Source organism: Lichenibacterium dinghuense (assembly GCF_021730615.1).
Classification (GTDB): Bacteria; Pseudomonadota; Alphaproteobacteria; order Rhizobiales; family Beijerinckiaceae; genus Lichenihabitans; species Lichenihabitans dinghuensis.
The window spans coordinates 94,395-115,555 of record NZ_JAJLMN010000001.1; the positions used below are offsets into that span (position 1 = coordinate 94,395).

Here is a 21,161-nt window from a genome sequence, read left to right on the forward strand (position 1 = left end):
GGCGCAAGGATGAGGTACGCCTGGGGATCGGCCGGCGCCCTCCTCGCGCTGGTCGGCCTGCTCGCCCTCGTCGGCTGGGCCTACACCTGGTGGCAAACGGGCGTGATCTCGCGGCGCTTTCCGCCGCGCGGCGCCTTCGTCGAGGTCGCGGGCGGCGCCCGCCTCCATTACACGGAGCGGCTCCCGCGCGGGGCGCCGCGCGGCACCGTGGTGCTGCTGCACGGCGCCAGCGGCAATCAGGCCGACCTGATGGTGCCGCTCGGCGACCCGCTCGCCGCGGCGGGGTTCCGCGTGCTGGCCTTCGACCGGCCGGGCCACGGCTGGAGCGACCGGCCGGACGGCGAGGAGGGCGACTCATCCCCGGCCCGCCAGGCCGAGATCATCGCCGACGCGCTGCACCGCCTCGGCGTGCGCGACGCCGTGGTGGTGGGCCACAGCTGGAGCGGCTCGCTCGCGGCCGTCTTCGCGCTCGACCACCGCGACGTCACGGGCGGGATCGTGCTGCTGTCGCCCGTCGTCTATCCCTGGCCGACCGGGATCGAGTGGTACTACGCCCCGGCCGCGTCGCGCTGGCTCGGGCCGGCCTTCACCCGCATCGTCACGCTGCCGGTGGGACAGCTCCTCCTCCAGGCCGGCATCGCGTCCGTCTTCGCGCCGGAGCCGGTGCCGCCGCACTTCGCCGAGCGGACGGGCGTCGAATTGGTGCTGCGCCCCGAGGAGTTCGAGAACAACGCCTCCGACGTGTTCCACCTCCACGCCTTCGTGACCGGGCTCGGGCCGCGGCTCCCCGGCATCGCGGTGCCGACCGCCATCGTGGCGGGCGACAGCGACACGATCGCGCCGGCCTACTTCCACGGCGAGCGGATGGCGCGCGAGGTGCCCGGCGCGACGATCGCGCTGCTGAAGGGCCGCGGACATTCGCCGCAATGGTCGGACCCCGACGTGGTGATCGCGGCGATCGAGGCGGTGGCCGACCGCATGAGGGCGCGCGCGGCGGCGGTCGAGCCCTCGCCCGTCGCGGCGCGGTGACCGCGCCGCCCGTCCGTCACTGCACCGTCGCCGCGCCGAGCCGGCAGAGCGCGCCGTCCGCGAGGCGCACGTAGACCTGGAGGTCCTCGCCCGCCGCGCCGCGGGCGTCAGCCCACCAAAGGCGCGAGGGCTCCGAGGGGAGCGACGCCGAGCCGAAACCGACCACGGTGCCGGCGGCGTCCGCCACGATGACGCGGCGCGGGGCGCGGCGCGTCGACTCGTCCCGCGCCGTCCCCTGCAGCCTCACGCCGCCCGCGCCGAGCGCTGCGTCGGCCCGCGCCGAGACCGAGCCCGCGCAGCCGCCCGGCGCCGCGACGCGTCCGAGCACGGCGAGCGGTCGCCCCAGCGCGGCCGTGTCCGGGTCGGCGAAGGCGGCGAGCCGATGCTGGCGCAGGAACGCAGCGTCGCGCGCGATCTCGTCCGCCGGGGTGATCTCGTAGGTGCCGGCGGCATCCGCGTCGTAGAGCCCGGAGACGAGGCTGTCCGACATGCGGCGCAGGGCGGTCGAGCGCTCGGCCAGCGCCGGCCACGCGGTCGCCTCGAAGAACAGCGACGCCGCGGCCAGCACGGCGACGATCCCGCCGAGGCCGACGGCCGCGGCGCGCCGGCGCACCGGCCCGGCCGGGGGAAACGCGACCGGGAACCAGAACAGCACGATCGCGCACCAGAACAGCAGCGCGGGCGTGGCGTAGCGGCTCTCGGTGGCCTGGTCGGTGCCGAGCGCGATGCGGCCGTAGGCCGTCGCGCCCGCGCTCGCCAGCACGAAGCCCGCCAGGATGAGCAGCTTCAGGCTGGCTCCGTCCCGCGCGCGCCCGGACCAGGTCCGCCACGCGGCGCCGGCGGCGAGCAGCAGCCCCGCCGCGCCGAGCCACTGGTCGGCGCCGATCTGCTCGCCCAGAGGGTTGCCCAGGTAGGCCGCGAGGTATCGCAGGTAGGGGATCGGATGGGCGAGCGCCTGCGACAGCGGCTGGCTGTCGCCGCCGGGCTGGTAGCCGTGGAAAAAGAGCGCCCCGAGGGCCGCCGCCAGCACCGCAGTGGCGACCGGCACCCGCCAGGGCGCGCGCCGCAGCACCGCCGCGGCGGCCAGTACCCCGCCGGCCAGCACGCCGTTGGCCATGGTGTAGGCCGCGACGGTGCAGCCGAGCGCCGCCAGGGCGAAGAAGGGCGCGCTCCCGCGGCGTCCGTCCCCCAGGCGGTCCAGCGCCGCCGCGTAGGCCGAGCCCGCCAGGGCCGCCGCGGTGAAGACGCCGACGAACTGGAGCTGGAATCCGTTGGTGAAGTTCTGCTCCTGCCGCAGCGTGAACAGGGCCAGCACCACGAAGCCGGACAGCAGCGCGCGGTGCAGGGGCGAGCGCACGTTGCGCGCCATCCAGGCGATCAGCAGCGCGGCGTTGATGGCCTGCAGCAGCAGGGTGACGGTGGCGTTCAGCAGGCCGGACAGCCCGAACAGCAGCTCGTCGGCGAAGAAGAACAGGCGCGGGAAGAGGATCCTGTGCTCGTTGTGCTGCGCCGCGAGGTCCGCCAGCCCGTAGGTCCCCTCCGCATAGCGGCGGAACGGGATCACGGTGTACCACTCGTCCCAGTAGGGCAGCGGTACGTGGAGGCGGTAGACCGTCAGCAGCGTGAAGGCCGCCGTGCCGGCGCCGGCCGCGCAGAGCAGGACGGCGGCGGCGATCAGGCCTGCCGGACCCCGGCGGCCCGAGACGGACGAGGTGCTCACTCCGCCATGTGGCGCGCGAAAGCGTCCTCGAAGTCGGGATGCCAGCGCGACAGGGCCGGCCGGTTCTCGATGATGTCGCCGATGGCCCAGGCCATGCGCTTCTCGTCGGTGGCCCGGTCGACGTCGTTGTCGGGGCACAGGATGTAGAAGTCGCCGCTCGCCATCGCGTCGAGCATGAAGTCGACGACCTGCTCGGCGGTCCAGGCCGCGGCCGGCTTCTCGGGCGCGCCGGTCAGCCCCGTGTAGGTGAAGCCGGGGATGAGCAGGTGCGCCGTCACGGCCGGGTTCCGCGCCTGGCGGAGCTCGTAGGCCGTGGCCTCGGTGAAGGCCTTCACGCCCGCCTTGCTGACGTTGTAGGCGGCGTTGCCGGGCGGGGTGGTGATGCCCTGCTTCGAGCCCGTGTTGACGATGGCGGCCGGGTGGTCGGCCGCCACCATGGCGGGCGCGAAGGCCTGAACGCCGTTGATCACGCCCCACAGGTTGGTGGCGAGGAGGCGCTGCCAGTTGCCGTAGTCCTCCCAAGGCTTGCCGACGGGGCTGATCGCGGCGTTGTTCATCAGCAGCGCCACGTCGCCGAAGGCCGCGTGGACCGCGTCTCGAAGGGCGCGGACGTCGTCCATGCGGCCCACGTCGGTCGGCACGGCGCGCACGGAAACCGACGGGTCGACCGCGCCCGCGGCGGCGGCCGCTTCGGCCACGGCGCTCCGCGCCGCGTCGAGGCGGTCGCCGCCGAGGTCGGCCAGCACAACGTTCATGCCGAGACCCGCCAGCCGCTTGCCGGCCGCCAGGCCGATGCCGCTGGCCCCGCCCGTGACGACGGCGGTGCGCCCGGGCGCGATGGCGGGGTGATGCTGCATGGCGGCCTCCTCGGAAGCGGACGTCGCGTCCTGCCGACCCGTTTGGGAAAGGCGGGACGGCGCGTCAAGTGCGCTGGATCGAGCCGGGCCGAGCCCTGCCGTCCGGGAAGAGCTGGTAACCACCCCCCTTTAGCCTCATTGCAATGCCGCCCTCCTCCAGCCATTGTGCAGTGCAGCAAGAACTCTTGTCCCGCGCCGGACCGCGATCGGTCGCGGCGGTGCGGAGGACGGCCGCTCAGGCGCGGACCCATCGCATGCGGCCGGGCGCCGGATGCGGCCCATCGTCCGTCCGCCAGGATGGAGCAACGGAACGAGGACCCATGGCGCAGCTGTTTCGGGCCGGGATGATCGGTGCCGCGCGGTCGATGCGGGCCGGCCGGGCCGGCGAGGCTGCGACCGCGACCACGCGCACCCTCGCGGGGGACGCCGCCGCGCCGGCGCGCCGCCAGGGTCCGGCGAACCTGTTCGACGGTTTCATGTCCGACTTCCAGGACGCGTTGGAGAACCTCGGCGCCTTCAACCCCTTCACGGCCGCTGCACCGGTCCTGCCTCCTCCGGCCCGCGGCAGCTTCGCTGAGTCGCGCCATGCCGGGCCGGCGGGCAGCCGCAGCTTCAGGCTCTACGTGCCGGCCTGCGCCGAGGCCGGCGTGCCGCTGCCGCTCGTCGTCATGCTGCACGGCTGCTCGCAATCGCCGGAGGATTTCGCCGTCGGGACGCGCATGAACGACTGGGCGGAGCGCGACGGCTTCCTGGTCTGCTACCCGGCGCAGTCGTCCGCCGCCAACGGGCAGCGGTGCTGGAACTGGTTCAAGGACGAGGATCAGCAGCGCGGCCGCGGCGAGCCGGCCCTGATCGCGGGCATCACCCGCGACGTGATGGACCGCCACGCCGTCGATCTCGACCGGGTCTACGTGGCCGGGCTGTCGGCCGGCGGCGCACTCGCCGCCACGATGGGCCAGCGCTACCCCGACCTCTTCGCCGCGGTCGGCGTCCATTCGGGCCTGGCCTGCGGGGCCGCGCACGACGTCAACTCGGCCTTTGCCGCGATGCGAGCGGGCACGGGGCCGCTCGGCGTGGGAGGCTCGGCGGCGGTGCCCGTGATCGTGTTCCACGGCGACCACGACTCCACGGTCCATCCCGTCAACGCCGACGAGGTCGCCCGCCAGGCGCTCCACGCGGCCCGCGTCGACGTGGAGGTCGAGACCGGGGCGGTGCCGGGCGGCCGCGCCTATCGTCGCGCGCGGTATCTCGACGCGGCGGGACGTGCCCTCGCGGAACAGTGGACGGTGCACGGCGTCGGCCACGTGTGGTCGGGCGGCAGCTCGGCGGGGTCCTACACGGACCCGCAGGGGCCCGACGCGTCCGGCGAGATGCTGCGCTTCTTCTCGGAACACGTCGGGACGGCGGTCCCCTCCGCGAGCTGACGATCCGCCCGAGCGCCGCGGCGCGCCGGGCGCCCCGCCCCCTGATCACATGTTAATGAGGCGCCCCGCCGGACCGGCTCCAATGGGCGGCGGGGCGGCTCGCGTCGCCGCGGGGATGGCGGTCCCGGCCGGGCTCGGCCCGAGCGACGCCAGACACGAGGGGCTGAGGACATGCCGGTCATCGATAAGACCCAGCGCCACTTCACCGAAGCCGCGCGGGAGGCTGCCGCCGTCGCGCGCCGGCGCAAGCGGGAGCACCGGGCGCAGTTCCCGGAACTCCATCAGCTCGTCATGGTCGTGGTCCGCGCCGTGGCCGCGCCGCGGGCCTTCACCTGGCAGATCCGGCGGTTCGGGCACGTCGACCCCGTGCGCTCCAGCAGCGACGTCTTTCTGGATCCCGGCGAGGCGGCGCGCTCGGGTCAGGCCGTGCTGGACGACATGCGCGGCGCGCTGGCCGCCGCGGCCGGATGACCGGGGTCCGCCTTGTCCGCGCGTCCCCGCCGGAATTCGGCCTCCTCGGCCACCAAGAGCCAGAGCCCGAGCAGCAGCGCGAAGCCGGCGGCGAGCGTGGACGGTGCGGGGTGCAGACCCGAGGCGAGGATGCTGGTCAACAGGCTCATCGGCGCGCCCTCCTGGAAGGCAGATTGCGGATGAGATTTTAATGGAGCGTTGACGGGGCGATGCCGGCGACATCCGGCACCTGGGGACGCGTCGCGCCGCACCCTGCCCGGCGCGGCGGATTCGCGCTAGACTGACGGCGATGAAGATCGAAATCGACATGGGCGCCACGGCCGCGTCGGGCGCCGTCCCCGGGCCCGCCCTGCTCGACCTCGAAGAGCTGCTCGCGACCCGCCTCCTCGTCCAGGGCAACTCCGGCTCGGGCAAGTCGCACCTTCTGCGCCGCCTGCTGGAGCAGAGCGCGCCGTACGTGCAGCAGGTCGTGGTCGACCCCGAGGGCGACTTCGTCGGCCTCGCCGAACGCTTCGGCCACGTGGTGGTGGACGGCGACCGCTCCGTGGCGGAGCTCGAAACCATCGCGGCCCGCGTCCGCCAGCACCGCATCTCGGCCGTGCTGACGCTGGAGAAGCTCGACGCCGAGATGCAGATGCGCGCCGCGGCGGTCTTTCTCAACGCGCTGTTCGACGCCGACCGCGACCACTGGTTCCCGGCGCTGATCATCGTCGACGAGGCGCAGCTCTTCGCCCCCGCGGTGTCGGGCGACGTGTCGGAGGAGGCGCGCAAGCTGTCGCTCGGCGCCATGACCAACCTGATGTGCCGCGGCCGAAAGCGCGGCCTCGCCGGCGTCATCGCCACGCAGCGTCTGGCCAAGCTCGCCAAGAACGTCGCCGCCGAGGCCACCAACTTCCTGATGGGCCGCACCTTCCTCGACATCGACATGGCCCGCGCCGCCGACCTGCTCGGGCTGGAGCGGCGGCAGGCCGAGGTGTTCCGCGAGCTGCAGCGCGGGCATTTCGTGGCGCTCGGCCCGGCGCTGTCGCGCCGTCCGCTGCCCATCAAGGTCGGCGGCGTCGAGACGGCGCCGCGCGGCGGCACGCCGAAGCTGACCCCCCTGCCCGAGCCCGCCGGGGCCGACGCGCGCGACCTCATCCTCGCGCCGGTGCCGGTCGGGCCGGCGCGCGCCAACGCGGCCGAGCGCCGCGCCGCGGCCCCGCCGCCGCCCTCCGTCAACCAGATCCTCGAGGAGATCGTGCGCAACCGGCCCGCGCCCGCGCCGGCCGAGGAGGTCCCGGCCCTGCCGCCCGAGGAGCGCGAGCGGGCCCTCAAGGCCATCGCGCGCGAGATCATGGCGGACGGGGACAGCTTCTTCCGCCCCGAGCCGGTGCTGTTCGGCGACTTCCAAGTGCGGTGCCGCATCGGCAAGCTCGGCGCCGTCGCGCCCGCGGAGTTCCGCCTCCACATCAACGCGGCGCGCGCCGGGCTCGACGCGGAGACGGCCGAGAACGCCGAATGGGACCGCGCCCTGGCGATCGCCCGCGCGATCCCGGACGACCTGCAGGCCGTCTACCTCATCATGGCGGGCGCCGCGCTCACCGGCGCCCCCTGCCCTTCCGACAACGAGGTCGCGCGCCGCTGCGGCATGCATTCCGCCGGCCGGGCACGCTCGCGGGTCAAGCACCTCGACAAGGGCGACCTCGTGGTGACGCGCAGCGACATGTCCGGCAACCGCGTCGCCGTGGTGGCCGAGCTCGGGTGGGAGACCGCCCCCGGCGACCCGAACGCGCCGGCCCGCGTGCCCGACGAGGCGCCCGCCGCGCCCGACCTGTTCGGCCTCCCCGAACGCTCCGCAGCCGAATAGGGACCCCGATGACCGACGCCCGCCCGATCGGCCCCGAGGTCGACGCTTCCCCGGCCCGCCGCCCGGAGCGGAAGGTGCTCGAGGGCCGCTTCGTGCGGCTGGAGCCCCTCGACGCCGCCCGCCACGGCCCCGCGCTGTGGCGGGCCGTGGACGGGGCGGACGCGGTCTGGGACTACCTGTTCGACGGCCCCTACCCCGACGAGGCGAGCCTGGTTGCCGAGATCGCCGCCAAGGCCGCCTCCGCCGACCCCCTGTTCTGGGCCATCGTCGACCGCGCGGCGGGCGAGGCGGTCGGCTACGCGTCGCTGATGCGGCACGACCTCGTCCACCGCGCGATCGAGGTCGGCAACGTCCTGTTCGCGCCGGCGCTGCAGCGCCGGCCGGCCGCCACGGAAGCCATGGCGCTGCTGGCCGTATACGCCTTCGACGCCCTCGGCTACCGGCGCTACGAGTGGAAGTGCAACGCGCTGAACGCGCCCTCGCGCGCCGCGGCCGAGCGGCTCGGCTTCACCTTCGAGGGCGTGTTCCGCCAGCACATGATCGTGAAGGGCCGCAGCCGCGACACAGCCTGGTACGCGATGACGGACGGCGAGTGGCCCGCGGCGCGCCGCGCCTTCGCGCTGTGGCTCTCGCCCGACAATTTCGACGGCGCGGCGCGGCAGCGCCGGGGCCTGGCGGAGCTGAGGCGGCAGGCGTCGGCCTGACGCCCTCACCCGGCCCGGGTCCGATCCGCTTGACGGACGAGGTCTGGCCTGGAATCAGTCATAGATGCTGACGTATCGCGCCGCGCGGGGGCCATCCCTTGGCTGACAAGAAGGTGAGGAGGGCGGCGATCGAGGCGGACGCGGAAACGCCGCCGCTCTACGACCTCATCGAGCTGTTCTTCTTCGCCTACCGCGACTTCACCGCCGACGCCGATCGCCAGCTCGAAGGGCTGGGCTTCGGCCGCGCGCACCACCGCGTGCTCCACTTCGTCGATCGCAACCCCGGCCTGACCGTGGCGACGCTGCTCGACATTCTGAAGATCACCAAGCAGAGCCTCAACCGCGTGATGAAGGACCTCATCGACGGCGCCTTCATCGAGGTCCGCACGGGCACGAGCGACCGCCGGCGGCGCACGCTCCACGTCACGCCGAAGGGCGGACGCCTCGCCGTCGACCTCGCCCACCTCCATTCGGCGCGCTTCGAGCGCGCCCTGTCGCCCCTGCCCCCCGAGGTGCGCGGCCAGGCGGTGCAGTTCCTGCTCGGCATGATCGACGCCGCCGAGCGCGACCGCGTGGTCGGGTTGGTGTTCGGTGGAGGGCGGGGTCCGGACGAGGCCCCGCGCGACGCCGGGGCCCTTCCCGTCCAGCGGGAGCGCGCGGCGTGACCGGCGCTCCGCCCGACGGGCGCGATGCCGCGCCGCTGGCCGACGACGCCGCTCACCTCCTGCTCGTCGACGACGACCGGCGCATCCGGGAACTCCTGTCGCGCGTGCTCGGGCGGAACGGCTACCGCGTCACCCTCGCCGGGACGGCCGCCGAGGCGCGCGGGCACCTGCGCTCGCTCGCCTTCGACCTCCTGATCGTCGACGTGATGATGCCGGGCGAGACGGGCGTCGACTTCGCGAGCGACGTCCGCCGCACCTCCGAGGTCCCGATCCTGATGCTGACCGCGCTCGACGGCGCCGACGACCGCGTGCGCGGGTTGGAGGCCGGGGCCGACGACTACCTCGCCAAGCCCTACGAGCCGCGCGAGCTGCTGCTGCGCATCGCGTCGATCCTGAGGCGGGCGGCGCCCCGCGCGCCGCGGCCGGGCAACGTCGCGCGCTTCGGCCCCTTCGCCTTCCACCCCGAGCGCGGCGAGCTGCGCCAGGGCGATGAGCAGATCCGCCTGACCGAGCGCGAGCGCGACATGCTGAACCTGCTCAGCGCCGCCGCGGGCGCCACCGTGTCGCGCGAGGACCTGGCGGGCCTCGCCGCGGCCGAGGGCGGCAACGAGCGGACCGTCGACGTGCAGGTGAACCGGCTCCGGCGCAAGATCGAGAGCGACCCCGCCAACCCCGCCTACCTTCAAACCGTGAGGGGACTCGGCTATCGCCTCCTCCTCGATCCGTGATCTGACGGCGGCGCGCTTCTCGGACAGCGAGGCCGCCCCCGCGCCCGCCGCCGGGCCAGCGACGCCGTCGTCGAGGCCCGAACCGAAGCGCCGGCGCTGGAGCGTGCGGGCCGCGCGGGCCGTCGCGGATGCCCTGCCGAAGCGCCTCTACTCCCGCGCCCTCCTCATCCTCATCGTGCCCATGCTGCTGCTGCAGTGCGTGATGAGCTACTTCTTCCTGGAGCGGCATTGGCAGTCGGTGACGTTCCGCCTGAGCCAGGCGCTGGTGCAGGACGTCGCCGCCACCATCGACCTGTATCAGGCCCTGCCCAAGGGCGAGAGCACCGAGGCGCTGGAGCGCGTCGCCTCGAACCGCCTCGGGCTCGACGTCGACTTCCTGCCGCCGCAGCCGCTGCCGCCGGCGCTGCCCAAGCCCTTCCTGCAGCTCCTCGACCGCTCGCTGTCCGGCGAGATCCGCAAGCAGATCGGCCTGCCCTTCTGGATCGACACGGTGGGGCGCTCGAACTTCATCGAGATTCGCGTGCAGCTCGGAAGCGCGGTGTTGCGCGTCATCGCCCGGCGGTCGGCCGCCTACGCGTCGAACTCCTACATCTTCATCCTTTGGATGGTCGGCACCTCGGCGGTGCTGATCGTGGTCGCGACGGCCTTCCTCCGCAACCAGATCCGACCGATCCTGCGCCTCGCGGTGGCGGCCGAGAATCTCGGCAAGGGCCGCTTCATCGACTATCGGCCGAACGGCGCCACGGAGGTCCGCCGCGCCGGCTACGCCTTCCTGGAGATGCGGCGGCGCATCGAGCGGGCGGTGGAGCAGCGCACCACCATGCTGAACGGGGTGAGCCACGACCTCAGGACCGTGCTGACGCGCTTCAAGCTGAGCCTGGAGCTGTTCGACGACGGGCCGGACGCCGAGGCCATGCACCGCGACATCGACGAGATGGGCCGCATGCTCGAAGCCTACCTCGCCTTCGCGCGCGGCGACGCGGGCGAAGCCTCGGTGATGAGCGACATGCGGGGCCTGCTCGAGGAGCTCCGCTCGGACGCCGAGCGGCACGGCCACGCGACGGGCGTCACGATCTCCGGCGAGACCGGGGTGATCGTGCGGCCGGACAGCTTCAAGCGCTGCCTCGCCAACCTCGTCGGCAACGCCGGCCGCCACGGGGACCGCATCGAGATCACGGCGCGGCGCGACGACCGCTTCTTCACGGTCCACATCGACGACGACGGGCCGGGCATCCCAGCCGACAAGCGCGAGGACGTTTTCCGTCCCTTCTTCCGGCTCGACGCGGCGCGCAACCAGGACCGGGGCGGCACGGGCCTCGGCCTCGCCATCGCGCGCGACATCGCGCGCTCGCACGGCGGCGACATCCAGCTCGGCGAGAGCCCGCTCGGCGGCCTGCGCGCGACGGTGCGGGTTCCGGTCTGAGAGTCGCCCCACCGCTTCAGAGCGCGGCCGGCGGCTCCCCGGCCAGGATGGAGCGGGCCATCTGGTCGAGCAGCGGCGTCGGCAGGTCGAGGCCGCCGAGCTTCCAGGTCAGCCCGACGAGGTGCATGTGCACCCCGTACTGGTCGTCGGCCCCGTGGCCGCCGTCGACCGGGATCACGAAGTCCTTGAGCTGGTCGAAGTAGGACCCCGTCACGGCGGACAGCAGATGGTCGTCGAGCAGGCTCGAGAAGTCGGGCAGGTCGCCCTTGATCGACACCGGGCGTCCGCCGAGGTTCACCTCGTTCACGTGCCCCTTGGCCAGCAGCGCCATCACGTTCTCGGGGGTGAGCAGTTGCGCTACGTAGGGGTCGGCCACGGTGGTGACGGCGGAACCGGCGAGGCTGCGCCCGAAGGCGCCCATCTTCTTGCCCTTGCCGGAGACGTCGAGGTAGGCGTTCGCGATCTGCCGGGCCAGTGATCGCCGGAGCGCGTCCACGTCGACGCGGTCGAACACCGCAGCGGCGTCGCCGCTGCGCGCCGTGCGGGCGAGCTGCGCCGCCCCCACCAGCGGCCACGCCCAATAGGCGAGGCCGATCGACACCACGAGCCCCATCACCGCCAGCCAACGCCGCATCGCGCGTCCTTCCATCATCCAGGGCCCGACGCCGTGCAGGACGGATGTGGAAGAAACAAGGCCCGGGCCCGCGATGCGCCGGGCCGATCGTCACGGCGCCCCCGGCCCGGCTGCGACGCGCGGGCGACGGCGCCGGCCGTCACGTCTCGGTGGAGCCCTCTTCGAGCTGCTTCATCAGGGCGAGGAAGCGGTCGGGAATCGGCTGCTTCACGACGTCGTCGTACACGGCCCGAAGCTGCCGACCGATGTAGGCCTGGACGTCGGTCGTGCCGGGCCGGCCCGCCGCGGCCGCGCCCTCGGGGCCGACCTTCGCGGGGTCGACGGGATCGTCGCTCGACGTCATGGCACCTTCGTCTTCGTCTCGCTTCATCGTCGATTTACTCGCCCTGGCCCATGATGCCCTCCGGCTTGCGATCCCGCATGTCGCGGAATAGTCTCCGGCCCGCAGAAAGCACGGCCGGACTGAGTGCCTGCCGCCGCCGCCGCGGATCGAGAACGCCTTACCAAAATTAATGTTCCCGCTCCGGAAACTGAATTAGACGCCACGCGTTATCCCGCGCAGCGGTCTACGCCGTGCTTTTGGACTGAGGTGAGAATGTCAATTTCCCAGGCGATCGCCCCGCACCTCCCGCAGTTGCGGCGCTTCGCGCGGGCTCTGACGGGCAGCCAGAAGGGCGGCGACGCCTACGTCGTGGAGACGCTCGAAGCGATCGTCGCCGACCCCAGCAACCTCGATGCCGGCGCGGACGTGCGCTGCAGCCTCTACAAGCTGTTCCTGAACCTGTGGCGTTCCGTGTCGGTCAACACGCTGACCGACGCCGCGGCCGTGTCGACGGACGAGATCGGCACCACCCGCCGTCTCGAAGCCATCTCCATCATGCCGCGCGTCGTGCTGCTGCTCACCGCGCTCGAAGGCTTCGACCTCGCCGAGGTTTCCCGCACCGTCGGCTGCACGGCCGAGGAAGCCCGCGCGCTGCTCGACGAGGCCAATTCCGAGATCGCCGCCCAGATCTCGACCGACGTCCTCATCATCGAGGACGAGCCGCTGATCGCCCTCGACCTTCAGAACGTCGTCGAGGACCTGGGCCACAAGGTCGTGGACGTCGCCCGGACGCATCGCGAGGCGCTGAAGGCGGTGCAGCATCATCAGCCCGGCCTGATCCTCGCCGACATCCAGCTGGCGGACGGCTCCTCCGGCCTCGAAGCGGTGAACGAGATCCTCGGCGCCTTCGAAGTGCCGGTGATCTTCATCACGGCCTACCCCGAGCGCTTCCTGACGGGCGCGCCGCCCGAGCCGGCGTTCCTGATCGCCAAGCCCTTCTCCGTGGAGACGCTCCGCGCGGTCATCAGCCAAGTGCTGTTCTTCGACCGCAAGTCGCACCGCCGGGCGAGCGCGCCTGCCGCTTCCGCGCGGGCCTGACCTTCTCCACAGGCTGCGTCGCTTATCCGCAGGCATGTCGGGCGCCGCGGCGCCCCCCAGGTTCATCTGGCCAGCCCCCGCGTCTATAGTCGGGAGGAGGGTGATTCGACCGAACATCCCGCCCTTCGAGGCGGCACCGGTCGGACGGAAGGGGATAGCGCGGGGCAAGCCAGCGCCGTCATCCTCGATGCCCAAAGCCGATGAGTCCGCCGCATGTCGCTTCTGCCCTTCGAGCCATCCCGCGACGAGCACCCTGTGGACGTCGTGGAACGTCTGGCCTCGTCGCGCGAGTGGTCCTTCGACCGTGAGGACGAGGACGAGATCTCCATCTCGGTCGAGGGCAAGTCCGCCGACTACCACGTCGCCTTCACCTGGCTGTCGGACCTCGAAGTGCTGCACGTCGGCTGCGCCTTCGACCTGAAGGTGCCGGATCGCCGGCGGCCCGAGATCCAGGCGCTCGTCGCCATGATCAACGAACAGCTCTGGATCGGCCACTTCGACCTTTGGAGCCGCGAGAACGTCGTCATGTTCCGGCACTCGCTGCTGATGTCCGGCGGTGCCGATCCCGACGGCCGCCAGTGCGAAGCCATCCTCAAGATGGCCGTGACGGCCTGCGACCGGTACTTCCAGGCCTTCCAGTTCGTGCTCTGGGCCGGGCGATCGGCCCGCGAAGCGCTGGACGGCGCGATGTTCGAAACCCAGGGCGAAGCATGAGCGCCGGCCAGCAGAGCGCGGCCGACACCGTTCTGCTCGTCGGCGCCGGCCGCATGGGCGGCTCCATGCTGGACGGCTGGCTGGCCCAGGGCGTCGCGGGCTCGCGCATCGCGGTGCTGGACCCCGCCCCGTCCGAGGCCCTCGCGGCGCTGTGCCGCGACCGCGGCGTGGCCCTGAACGTCACGGACGTGCGGCCGGTCGACACGCTGGTGCTGGCCGTCAAGCCGCAGGCGCTCGACGGCGCCGCGCCGGCCATCGAACCTTGGGCGGGTCCCGGGACGGCGGTCGTCTCGATCCTCGCCGGGCGGACGCTCGCCGATCTCGCGGCGAAGTTCCCCCGCGCCGCGGGGTGCCTCCGCGCCATGCCGAACCTGCCCGCCTCCGTGGGCCGCGGCATCACGGGCCTCGCCGGCGACGGGCGGCTGTCCGAAGCCGCGGTGGCGCGGGTCGAGCGCTGGCTCGGCGCCGTCGGCGCGGTCGAGCGGCTGGAATGCGAGGACCAGATCGACGTCGTCACGGCGATCTCGGGCTCCGGGCCGGCCTACGTGTTCCTGCTCGCCGAGGCGCTGGCCAAGGCGGGCGAGAGCCTCGGGCTCGCCCCCGGCCTCGCCGCCCGTCTCGGCCGCGCCACGGTGGAAGGCGCGGGCGAACTCCTCCATCGCAGCCCGGACGTCGAGCCGGCCGCGTTTCGGCAGAACGTGACCTCGCCGGGCGGCACCACCGCGGCGGCCCTGGCCGTGCTGATGGCGGATGGCGCGCTGGAACCGCTGCTCGTCCGCGCCGCCGAAGCCGCCCACCGCCGCGCGCGGGAACTCGCGGGCTGAACCCGGAGACGCGGCCGGCCCCGGTCGGGCCCCGCGGGTGTCGCGCGCATTGGTCGCCGGCCGTTCCCCCTCCCGAAAGCCGCGGTCGACCCCAGTTAAGGCCGCGATGGGACCCGCGCGCCGTCCGGCGCGTTCACGCCCGCCGCCCCGAAGGGGCGAGAAGGAGATGGTCATGACCGCCGACGATTCCGTCAGCCCCGACGCGACGCCCAAGCCCGCCAAGCCGTCGACCAAGGATCGCATCATCGAGGCGCTGATGGAGCTGTCGGCCGAGCGGGAATGGGACGACTTCGGCCTGACCGACGTCGCGACCCGCGCGGGCGTGTCCCTGTCGGAATTCCGCGACGCCTTTCCGTCGAAGGGCGCCGTGCTGGCCGGGCTGGCTCGCAAGATCGACCACATCGTGCTCAAGCAGGAGAGCCAGGTCCTCGCCGACGAGGCGCCGCGCGAGCGCGTCTTCGACGTCCTGATGCGTCGCCTCGACGCTCTCGCGCCCTACAAGCTCGGGCTGCAGGGCGTGATGGACCACGTGCGGCGCGACCCGCTCACCGCGGCGGCGCTCAACGGGGTGGTCGTGAACTCGATGCGCTTCATGCTGGCCGCTGCCGGCGTCGACGTCGAGGGCAACATGGCGGCCCTGAAGCTGCAAGGGATGGCCGTGTCCTGGAGCCGGGTGCTCGATGCCTGGTTCGAGGACGAAGATCCGGGCCTGGCGAAGACCATGGCGGCGCTCGACCGCGAGCTCAGCAAGGGCGAGACCTGGGTGGCCCGGCTCGACGACCTCGACCGTCTCGTGTCGCCCCTGCGGATCGTGGGCCGCGCGATGATGGACGCCCGCCGCCGATCGACGAAATCGCGCGGCCCGGGGCGCGCCCGCGACATCGACGCCGAGACGGCGCTTTGAGCGCGGAGGGCGGCGAGCCCCTCGAGCCGCCCGTCGCCTACGACGACTTCCGCCGCCTCGACATCCGGGTCGGCACGATCGTCGAGGCCGCCCCCTTTCCGGAGGCGCGCAAGCCGGCGATCAAGCTGGTGATCGACTTCGGCCCCGCGATCGGCTCGCGGAAGTCATCGGCGCAGATCACCCGGCACTATGATCCGGCCGACCTCGTCGGCCGGCAAGTCTGCGCCGTGCTCAATTTCCCGCCGCGGCAGATCGGTCCCTTCATGTCGGAGGTGCTGACGCTCGGCTTCCCCGACGCGGACGGCGAGGTGGTCCTGGCCGTGCCAGCCGGGCCGGTCCCGAACGGCGGTCGCCTGTTCTGACGCGATCCTCGGCCGGCAGAACCGGCCCGCGGGCCGGTCGATCGAAGCGGTCCATAGGTCGGCGGGCGGGTCACCGCCTTGATTCCGAGCCATTCATCGCGGATGACGGGGCCTCATCCCGGACGCGAGGATCGGCCCGTCCCGGGCTCGCCTTGACGCTCCGAGTTCAGTTCCGATAGTCCTGCGCGCGCCATCGGGCCGCCGGAACGCGTCGGGTCGATCACGTCGCGGAGCCAGGATGCGTAGTACAGAAGCCCTGCCGGCCCTTCAGACCGCGCCCTCGCCGGAGCGGGCCTGGGTCCGAGAGTGGCGCCTGGCCGGACAGGATCTCAGCCGCTGCTTCAGGGGCTGGCAGGTTTGGGCGCTGCTGGGCGTCAGCGACATCCGCCTGCGCTACAAGCGTTCCCGCTTCGGCCAGTTCTGGATCACCCTGTCGATGGCCTTCTTCGTCGGCGGCATCGGTGCGGTCTACGGCGGCCTGTTCCATCAGGAGATCCGCGACTACATCCCGTATCTCGCCGTCAACATGACGATCTGGACGCTGATCTCGACGTCGATCTCCGAGAGCTGCCAGGCCTTCATCGAAGCCGCGCCCTACCTCCGCCAGGAAGCGTTGCCGAAGTCTACCTTCATCATGCGCGTGATGGTGCGCAACCTGATGGCCTTCGCCCACAACCTCATCATCATCCCGTTGATCTTCCTGATCTTCCTCTACGCGCCGAGCCCCGTGGCCTTTCTCGCCATCCCGGGCCTCGTGCTGGTGCTGGTCGGCGTCTTCCTCGCCTCCGTGTGCCTCGCCCTGCTCTGCACGCGCTTCCGCGACATGCCGCAGATCATCGGCAACCTCCTGCAGCTCGCGTTCTTCGTCACGCCGATCATGTGGCACATCGAGCAGCTCGGGGCCAACAAGGTCTACATTGAGGTGTTGAACCCGTTCGCTTCTTTCCTGCGGGTCGTGTCGGAACCGCTGCTCGGCCGAACGCCGGAACCGCAGACCTACCTCTCGGTCTTCATCGCCCTCGGCGTGCTCGCCGTCGTGGCTTGGCCGTGCTTCGCCAAGTACCGCTCCCGTATCGTTTACTGGCTGTGAGCTGAGGCGACTGACGTGGCTTCCATCGAACTCGTCGACGCATCGGTCGAGATCCCGATCTTCAACTCCCGCGGCCGTTCGCTCAAGACGACGCTGATCCGCCGCGTCGGCGGCCAGGTCGAGACCGACGTCAACGATACGGTGACGGTCAAGGCGCTGAGGCACCTCAACCTGTCGCTCAGGCCCGGCGACCGTCTCGGCCTCATCGGGCACAACGGCGCCGGCAAGTCCACGCTGCTGCGCGTCCTCGCCGGCTCCTACGAGCCGTCGAGCGGCTATGCCGACATCCACGGCACCGTCTCGTCGCTCATCGACATGGAGATGGGGATGGATCCGGAGCTGACCGGCGCCGACAACATCATCCAGCGCGGCGTGTTCATCGGCATGTCGCTGAAGGAGGCGCGCAGCGCCATCCCCCAGATCGCGGAATTCTCCGAACTCGGCCCCTACCTCCACCTGCCGATGAGGACCTACTCGTCCGGCATGCGCATGCGGCTCGCCTTCGCGACCTCGACGACGCGCCACCCGGACATCCTGCTCTTCGACGAGATGATCTCCTTCGGGGACGCGGGGTTCGCCGCGCGCGCCAAGGCCCGCCTCGACGCCATGCTGGACAAAGCCAAGATCCTCGTGCTTGCATCCCACGATGTCGGCTCGCTGCGATCCTACTGCAATCGCGCCGTGATGCTCGAGGCCGGAACGATCGTGGGCGAGGGCTCGGTCGATGACGTCTGGTCGCGTTACATCGACGGCGTCGAGCGGGTCGCCGAGCGCACTGCGTCGGCGGGAGAGGACGGTGTCGAGCCGGCCGAAGCCGGGGAGATCGTGCCCGCCGCCCTCGCGGACTGAGCGAGGGCGGCCCGTGCGACCCGTGCCGGATGGAGGTCTCCGGTGCTCCACCTCCTGGACAGCCTGACGCGCATGCCCATCCTGCGTAAGTTCCGGTCGGCTGCGCGCGTGTTCCGGGATCGGGGCCTGTCCGACACGGCCGATCTGGCCCGCCTCCGCGCGGCGGAGCTGTACCGCACCCGCCGTCACCTTCCGGCCGACCCGGCGCGCCGCGCCAGAATGCTCGCCCTCAACCTCAACCGTTGGGGCGGCCTGTCGTCGGTTCCGGTCGAAGCGGCGGACCTCGCAGGGCTGCGCGGCGACGTGCTCGAACCCTATCTCCGCTTCCGCTACAGCGCGGCGGCCGCCGCCGCCGCGGAGCTGGCCTCGTCGCTCCGGCCGGTCGAGGCCGCCATGGCGGCCGACAGCTTCCTCGCGGTCTGGGACTTCCCGGGCATCGTCGCGTCCGCGCCGGGCTGGACGCGCGCCGCGGCCGGCACGCCCTACGCGTTGCGGATCGCGCAGGCGGCGCGCCGCGCCTTGCTGCGGCTAGGGCGGCTCGAAGAGGCGGCGACCGGCCTCGAGGTGACGGGCGACGACCGCGGCGCCCTGGCGCTGCAAGGCGACGTCTGCGACGCGCTGGGCCGCATGGACGCGGCCCGCACCGCCTATGAGGCCGCGATCCGGCGGGACGGATCGGACGCCTACGTGCGCGAAGTCTACGGCTTCCACCTGATGAAGGCGGGTCGCGTGCGCGACGGGCTCGCGAGCTGGATGGCCGCCGACCTGCTGGCGGGCAACTATCCGCTGCGCCGCGACCGGCCGCAGTGGACCGGCGAGCCGCTCGGGACGAGACGCCTCATGGTGCTGTTCGAGCACGGGCTCGGCGACATGATCCAGATGGCGCGCTTCCTGCCGCGCCTCATCGCCCGGGAGCCCGCGGCTTCGGTCATGGCGCGCGTCCCGGCGCCCCTGCTCGGCCTGTTCGCGCGGCAGTTCCGAACCGTCCGCTTGGTCGCCGAGGACGCGCGGGAGCCGGACTACGACCTCTTCGCGCCCTCGATGCACCTCGCCGGCGTGCTCGACGCGCCGGATCTCGAACCGCGGACGCGCTACCTCGACCTCGGCGCACCCCTCGCGCGCGGCTCGGCGCGGCCTCGCGTGGGGGTCTGCTGGCGCGGACACCCCCGCCAGTACGAGTTCACGCGCTCGATCCCCATCGGCCTCTTCTCGACCCTCTTCGCGGCGCGCGACGTCGACTTCGCCGTCCTGCTGAACCGGCTCACCCCCGAGGAGGAGGCGAGCATCGCCCGCGAGCCCAACGTCGAGGCTCCGCCGATCAGCGACTTCGTCGACCTCGCCGCGCTGGTGGCCTCCTGCGACCTCGTCGTGTCGGTCGACACGGCCGTGGTCCATCTCGCCGGCGCCGGAGGCGTCCCGACGCTGCTCCTGTCGCGGCCGGACAGCTGCTGGCGCTGGGGCACGGCGGGCGCCGAAGGCCCGTGGTATCGCAGCGTCGAGGTGCTGCGCCACGGCGGCGACCTGAATTGGCCGGCCCTGCTCGACGCCGCGGCGGCGCGCATCCGCATGCTCGGCCGAGCAGCCGCCGCTTGACCCGAGTGGACGAGACCGCCGATGGCCCCTGGCGCTGCTCGGACGACCTGCGCCTCTGCGTGACGGCGGAGGTCGGCGACCTCGGCGCGGCCGCGGCCGCGTCGCGGCTCGGCGCGGCCTTCGGCGCCGCTGGGCTGCCGCTCGCGGAAGCGCGTGCCGTGCCGGCCGGCGGGCTGCGGTCCTTCCTGCACCGCTCCGCCGCCACTGGCGTGGACGCCCTCGTCCTCGACCCCCGCACGGCGATCGATCCCGCCACGGTGATGGCGCTGCGCCGGGCCGCCGACGTCGACCCCATGATCGTCGCCACGCTGCCGCGCTTCGCCGCGCAGCCCTCGGCCTGTCCGCCCGCCGTCCCGCAGCTCGACTACGGGCTGCGGCCCGACCGGCGCTGCGTCTACGTCAAGGCATCCGCCCTGGCGGCGCTCGGCGACGGCGTCTTCACGGCGGAGGGCGACGACCTCGCCGGGCCGCTCCTGGCGCTGGCCCGCGTCGGCTTCCGGGTCGCCGTGGCGGGCGGTGCCGAGGTGATCCACCCGGACGGCGCCGTCCCGGCCAGCCCGGTGGCGATGCCGGCGGACTGGCGCCCGGCGCTGAAGCGGCGCGCGACCTCCGCGCCGGCCGTCGCCGAGGCGCTGCTGGAGGGGCTGGCGGCCGGGCCGGACGGTCGACTGCGGATCGCCTTCGACCTCAGCCACGCCGGCCCGAGCCATTCGGGCACGACGCTGCTGGCCCGCGCGCTCATCGACCGCGCGGCCGCGCGCTGGCACGACCTGTCGCTCCATGTGATCGCGAGCGCCCCGGCCTTCGCGTTCCACTTCGGCGGCCTCGGCGGGGCCGTCACGCGCGTCGACCCGTCGGAGCGCGCGACCTTCGCCGCGCTGGTGCGGTTCGGGCAGCCGTTCCTGTGGGGGGAGATCGACGCGGCCGTGCGCCGCGCGCCCGCGCTGGTGCTCTTCATGCTCGACACGATCGGGCTCGACTGCGCCCACGACGCACCGGACGAACTCGACGCGCTGTGGAGGTTCTGCCTCGCGGAGGCGGACGGGCTGCTGTTCAACAGCGCCTTCACGGCCCGGCAATATGTCCGCCGCTTCGGGCCGCCCGCTCGCCCGTCCTGGACTTCGCTCCACTCGCTCGACCTCGCCGACTACCGCCTCGGTGCGCCGACCGAGGGCCGGGCCGACGGCACGGTGCTGATGATCGGCAACGCCATGCCGCACAAGCGCCTGCGCGAGACGGCGGCCGCGCTCGTCGCGGCCGGGCTCGAGCGCGGTGTCGTGGCGCTCGGCCTCGCACCCGGCGCCGTGCCGGGCGTCGAAGGGATCGCCTCCGGCGGCCTGGCCCCGGAGCGCGTGGCGGCGCTCTACGCCGCGGCCCGCGTCGTGGTCTACCCGTCCGTCTACGAGGGGTTCGGCTTCCCGATCCTCGACGCCCTGGCGCACCGCCGCCCCATCCTGGTGCGCGACCTGCCGCCCTACGACGAGCTCTCCGCCGGTCTGGCGCAACGGGCCAACATCCACCGCTACAGCGACGATGCCGACCTCATCCGCCGCCTCGCCGATCCGCCCGCCTGGATCGAGGCGGATTCGGCCGCGCCGGCGCGCAACTGGGACGACGCCGCCGACGACCTCCGCGCGGCCCTCGACGCCGCAGTCCGGGGCGTCGACCGGGCCCGCCTCGTGCGCCGCATCGACCTGCTGCGCGGCCGCATGGCCTTCATGCGGGCGCGGGCCTTCGACGACGACGTCGATGCGGACGAACTCGACCGATTGGCGGGATTGTCCGGCCGCCTCGTGCACGGTGCCCTGCTCTGGCTCGGCCGCCACGTCCCCGGCACGCGCGCGGCGCTGGCGTTCCTGCACCGCGGCTTGGACCGGCTCCGCGCCGCGGGCCGACGCGGATGA

General features: G+C 72.9%; 22 protein-coding genes. 17 read left to right on the forward strand and 5 right to left on the reverse strand.

Features of this window, described 5'->3' with window-relative positions; all coding sequences use genetic code 11:
- Window positions 1-9: 9 nt before the first annotated feature.
- Entirely contained in the window at window positions 10-1,029 is a 1,020-nt protein-coding gene (locus tag L7N97_RS00455; protein WP_237476419.1) for an alpha/beta fold hydrolase, read from the forward strand.
- Between the two features lie 16 nt (window positions 1,030-1,045).
- On the opposite strand, the gene L7N97_RS00460 is transcribed toward L7N97_RS00455, so the two are convergent.
- Together L7N97_RS00460 and L7N97_RS00465 are read right to left on the reverse strand one after the other, a co-directional pair.
- A complete protein-coding gene (locus L7N97_RS00460) occupies window positions 1,046-2,749 on the reverse strand; it encodes a hypothetical protein (protein ID WP_237476420.1) in 1,704 nt (567 codons plus the stop codon).
- Window positions 2,746-3,606 (reverse strand): SDR family NAD(P)-dependent oxidoreductase, encoded by an 861-nt coding sequence (locus L7N97_RS00465; RefSeq protein WP_237476421.1) that lies wholly within the window; start codon window positions 3,604-3,606, stop codon window positions 2,746-2,748. The genes L7N97_RS00460 and L7N97_RS00465 overlap by 4 nt, the downstream gene beginning before the upstream one ends.
- Window positions 3,607-3,926: 320 nt before the next feature.
- On the opposite strand from L7N97_RS00465, the gene L7N97_RS00470 reads away from it, so the two are divergent.
- Together L7N97_RS00470 and L7N97_RS00475 are read left to right on the forward strand one after the other, a co-directional pair.
- A complete protein-coding gene (locus tag L7N97_RS00470) occupies window positions 3,927-5,030 on the forward strand; it encodes an extracellular catalytic domain type 1 short-chain-length polyhydroxyalkanoate depolymerase (protein WP_237476422.1) in 1,104 nt (367 codons plus the stop codon).
- A gap of 171 nt (window positions 5,031-5,201) precedes the next feature.
- On the forward strand, window positions 5,202-5,501 hold the full coding sequence (locus tag L7N97_RS00475) for a hypothetical protein (RefSeq protein ID WP_237476423.1): 300 nt from the start codon (window positions 5,202-5,204) through the stop codon (window positions 5,499-5,501).
- Here L7N97_RS00475 and L7N97_RS00480 read toward each other — a convergent pair.
- Window positions 5,450-5,650 carry a hypothetical protein gene (locus tag L7N97_RS00480; RefSeq protein WP_237476424.1) on the reverse strand — a complete coding sequence of 67 codons (201 nt, stop codon included), beginning with the start codon at window positions 5,648-5,650 and terminating at the stop codon, window positions 5,450-5,452. The genes L7N97_RS00475 and L7N97_RS00480 overlap by 52 nt on opposite strands.
- Before the next feature lie 140 nt (window positions 5,651-5,790).
- On the opposite strand from L7N97_RS00480, the gene L7N97_RS00485 reads away from it, so the two are divergent.
- From L7N97_RS00485 to L7N97_RS00505, 5 genes are all read left to right on the forward strand, one after another.
- A complete protein-coding gene (locus tag L7N97_RS00485) occupies window positions 5,791-7,347 on the forward strand; it encodes a helicase HerA domain-containing protein (protein ID WP_237476425.1) in 1,557 nt (518 codons plus the stop codon).
- 8 nt (window positions 7,348-7,355) lie between these two features.
- Entirely contained in the window at window positions 7,356-8,051 is a 696-nt protein-coding gene (locus tag L7N97_RS00490) for a GNAT family N-acetyltransferase (protein ID WP_237476426.1), read from the forward strand.
- A 98-nt stretch (window positions 8,052-8,149) separates the two neighbouring features.
- Entirely contained in the window at window positions 8,150-8,716 is a 567-nt protein-coding gene (locus tag L7N97_RS00495; protein ID WP_237476427.1) for a MarR family winged helix-turn-helix transcriptional regulator, read from the forward strand.
- Entirely contained in the window at window positions 8,713-9,444 is a 732-nt protein-coding gene (locus tag L7N97_RS00500; RefSeq protein WP_237476428.1) for a response regulator transcription factor, read from the forward strand. The genes L7N97_RS00495 and L7N97_RS00500 overlap by 4 nt, the downstream gene beginning before the upstream one ends.
- Window positions 9,445-9,547: 103 nt before the next feature.
- A complete protein-coding gene (locus tag L7N97_RS00505) occupies window positions 9,548-10,867 on the forward strand; it encodes an ATP-binding protein (protein ID WP_237476429.1) in 1,320 nt (439 codons plus the stop codon).
- 16 nt (window positions 10,868-10,883) lie between these two features.
- Here the strand turns inward: L7N97_RS00505 and L7N97_RS00510 are convergent, their stop codons facing one another.
- Window positions 10,884-11,501 carry a DUF2939 domain-containing protein gene (locus L7N97_RS00510; protein ID WP_237476430.1) on the reverse strand — a complete coding sequence of 206 codons (618 nt, stop codon included), beginning with the start codon at window positions 11,499-11,501 and terminating at the stop codon, window positions 10,884-10,886.
- 139 nt (window positions 11,502-11,640) lie between these two features.
- Window positions 11,641-11,844, reverse strand: a complete 204-nt coding sequence (locus L7N97_RS00515) for a NepR family anti-sigma factor (protein WP_237476431.1) — start codon at window positions 11,842-11,844, stop codon at window positions 11,641-11,643.
- 252 nt (window positions 11,845-12,096) lie between these two features.
- Here L7N97_RS00515 and L7N97_RS00520 point away from each other — a divergent pair, with 252 nt between their 5' ends.
- From L7N97_RS00520 to L7N97_RS00560, 9 genes are all read left to right on the forward strand, one after another.
- Window positions 12,097-12,921 carry a response regulator gene (locus L7N97_RS00520; RefSeq protein WP_237476432.1) on the forward strand — a complete coding sequence of 275 codons (825 nt, stop codon included), beginning with the start codon at window positions 12,097-12,099 and terminating at the stop codon, window positions 12,919-12,921.
- A 213-nt stretch (window positions 12,922-13,134) separates the two neighbouring features.
- Window positions 13,135-13,635 carry a type III secretion system chaperone family protein gene (locus tag L7N97_RS00525; RefSeq protein WP_237476433.1) on the forward strand — a complete coding sequence of 167 codons (501 nt, stop codon included), beginning with the start codon at window positions 13,135-13,137 and terminating at the stop codon, window positions 13,633-13,635.
- The gene (proC, locus tag L7N97_RS00530) at window positions 13,632-14,459 is read left to right on the forward strand and encodes a pyrroline-5-carboxylate reductase (RefSeq protein ID WP_237476434.1); all 828 of its coding nucleotides are present in this window, start codon (window positions 13,632-13,634) and stop codon (window positions 14,457-14,459) included. The genes L7N97_RS00525 and proC overlap by 4 nt, the downstream gene beginning before the upstream one ends.
- A gap of 172 nt (window positions 14,460-14,631) precedes the next feature.
- Entirely contained in the window at window positions 14,632-15,363 is a 732-nt protein-coding gene (locus L7N97_RS00535; RefSeq protein ID WP_237476435.1) for a TetR/AcrR family transcriptional regulator, read from the forward strand.
- Entirely contained in the window at window positions 15,360-15,725 is a 366-nt protein-coding gene (locus tag L7N97_RS00540) for a tRNA-binding protein (protein WP_237476436.1), read from the forward strand. The genes L7N97_RS00535 and L7N97_RS00540 overlap by 4 nt, the downstream gene beginning before the upstream one ends.
- A 238-nt stretch (window positions 15,726-15,963) precedes the next feature.
- Complete coding sequence (locus L7N97_RS00545; RefSeq protein WP_237476437.1) at window positions 15,964-16,815, forward strand: ABC transporter permease; 852 nt, start codon at window positions 15,964-15,966, stop codon at window positions 16,813-16,815.
- Window positions 16,816-16,830: 15 nt separating this feature from the next.
- The gene (locus L7N97_RS00550; protein ID WP_237476438.1) at window positions 16,831-17,664 is read left to right on the forward strand and encodes an ABC transporter ATP-binding protein; all 834 of its coding nucleotides are present in this window, start codon (window positions 16,831-16,833) and stop codon (window positions 17,662-17,664) included.
- A gap of 42 nt (window positions 17,665-17,706) precedes the next feature.
- Window positions 17,707-19,257, forward strand: coding sequence for a glycosyltransferase family 9 protein (locus L7N97_RS30095; RefSeq protein ID WP_237476439.1), 1,551 nt, complete (start codon window positions 17,707-17,709; stop codon window positions 19,255-19,257).
- 5 nt (window positions 19,258-19,262) lie between these two features.
- Window positions 19,263-21,161 carry a glycosyltransferase gene (locus tag L7N97_RS00560; protein WP_237481974.1) on the forward strand — a complete coding sequence of 633 codons (1,899 nt, stop codon included), beginning with the start codon at window positions 19,263-19,265 and terminating at the stop codon, window positions 21,159-21,161.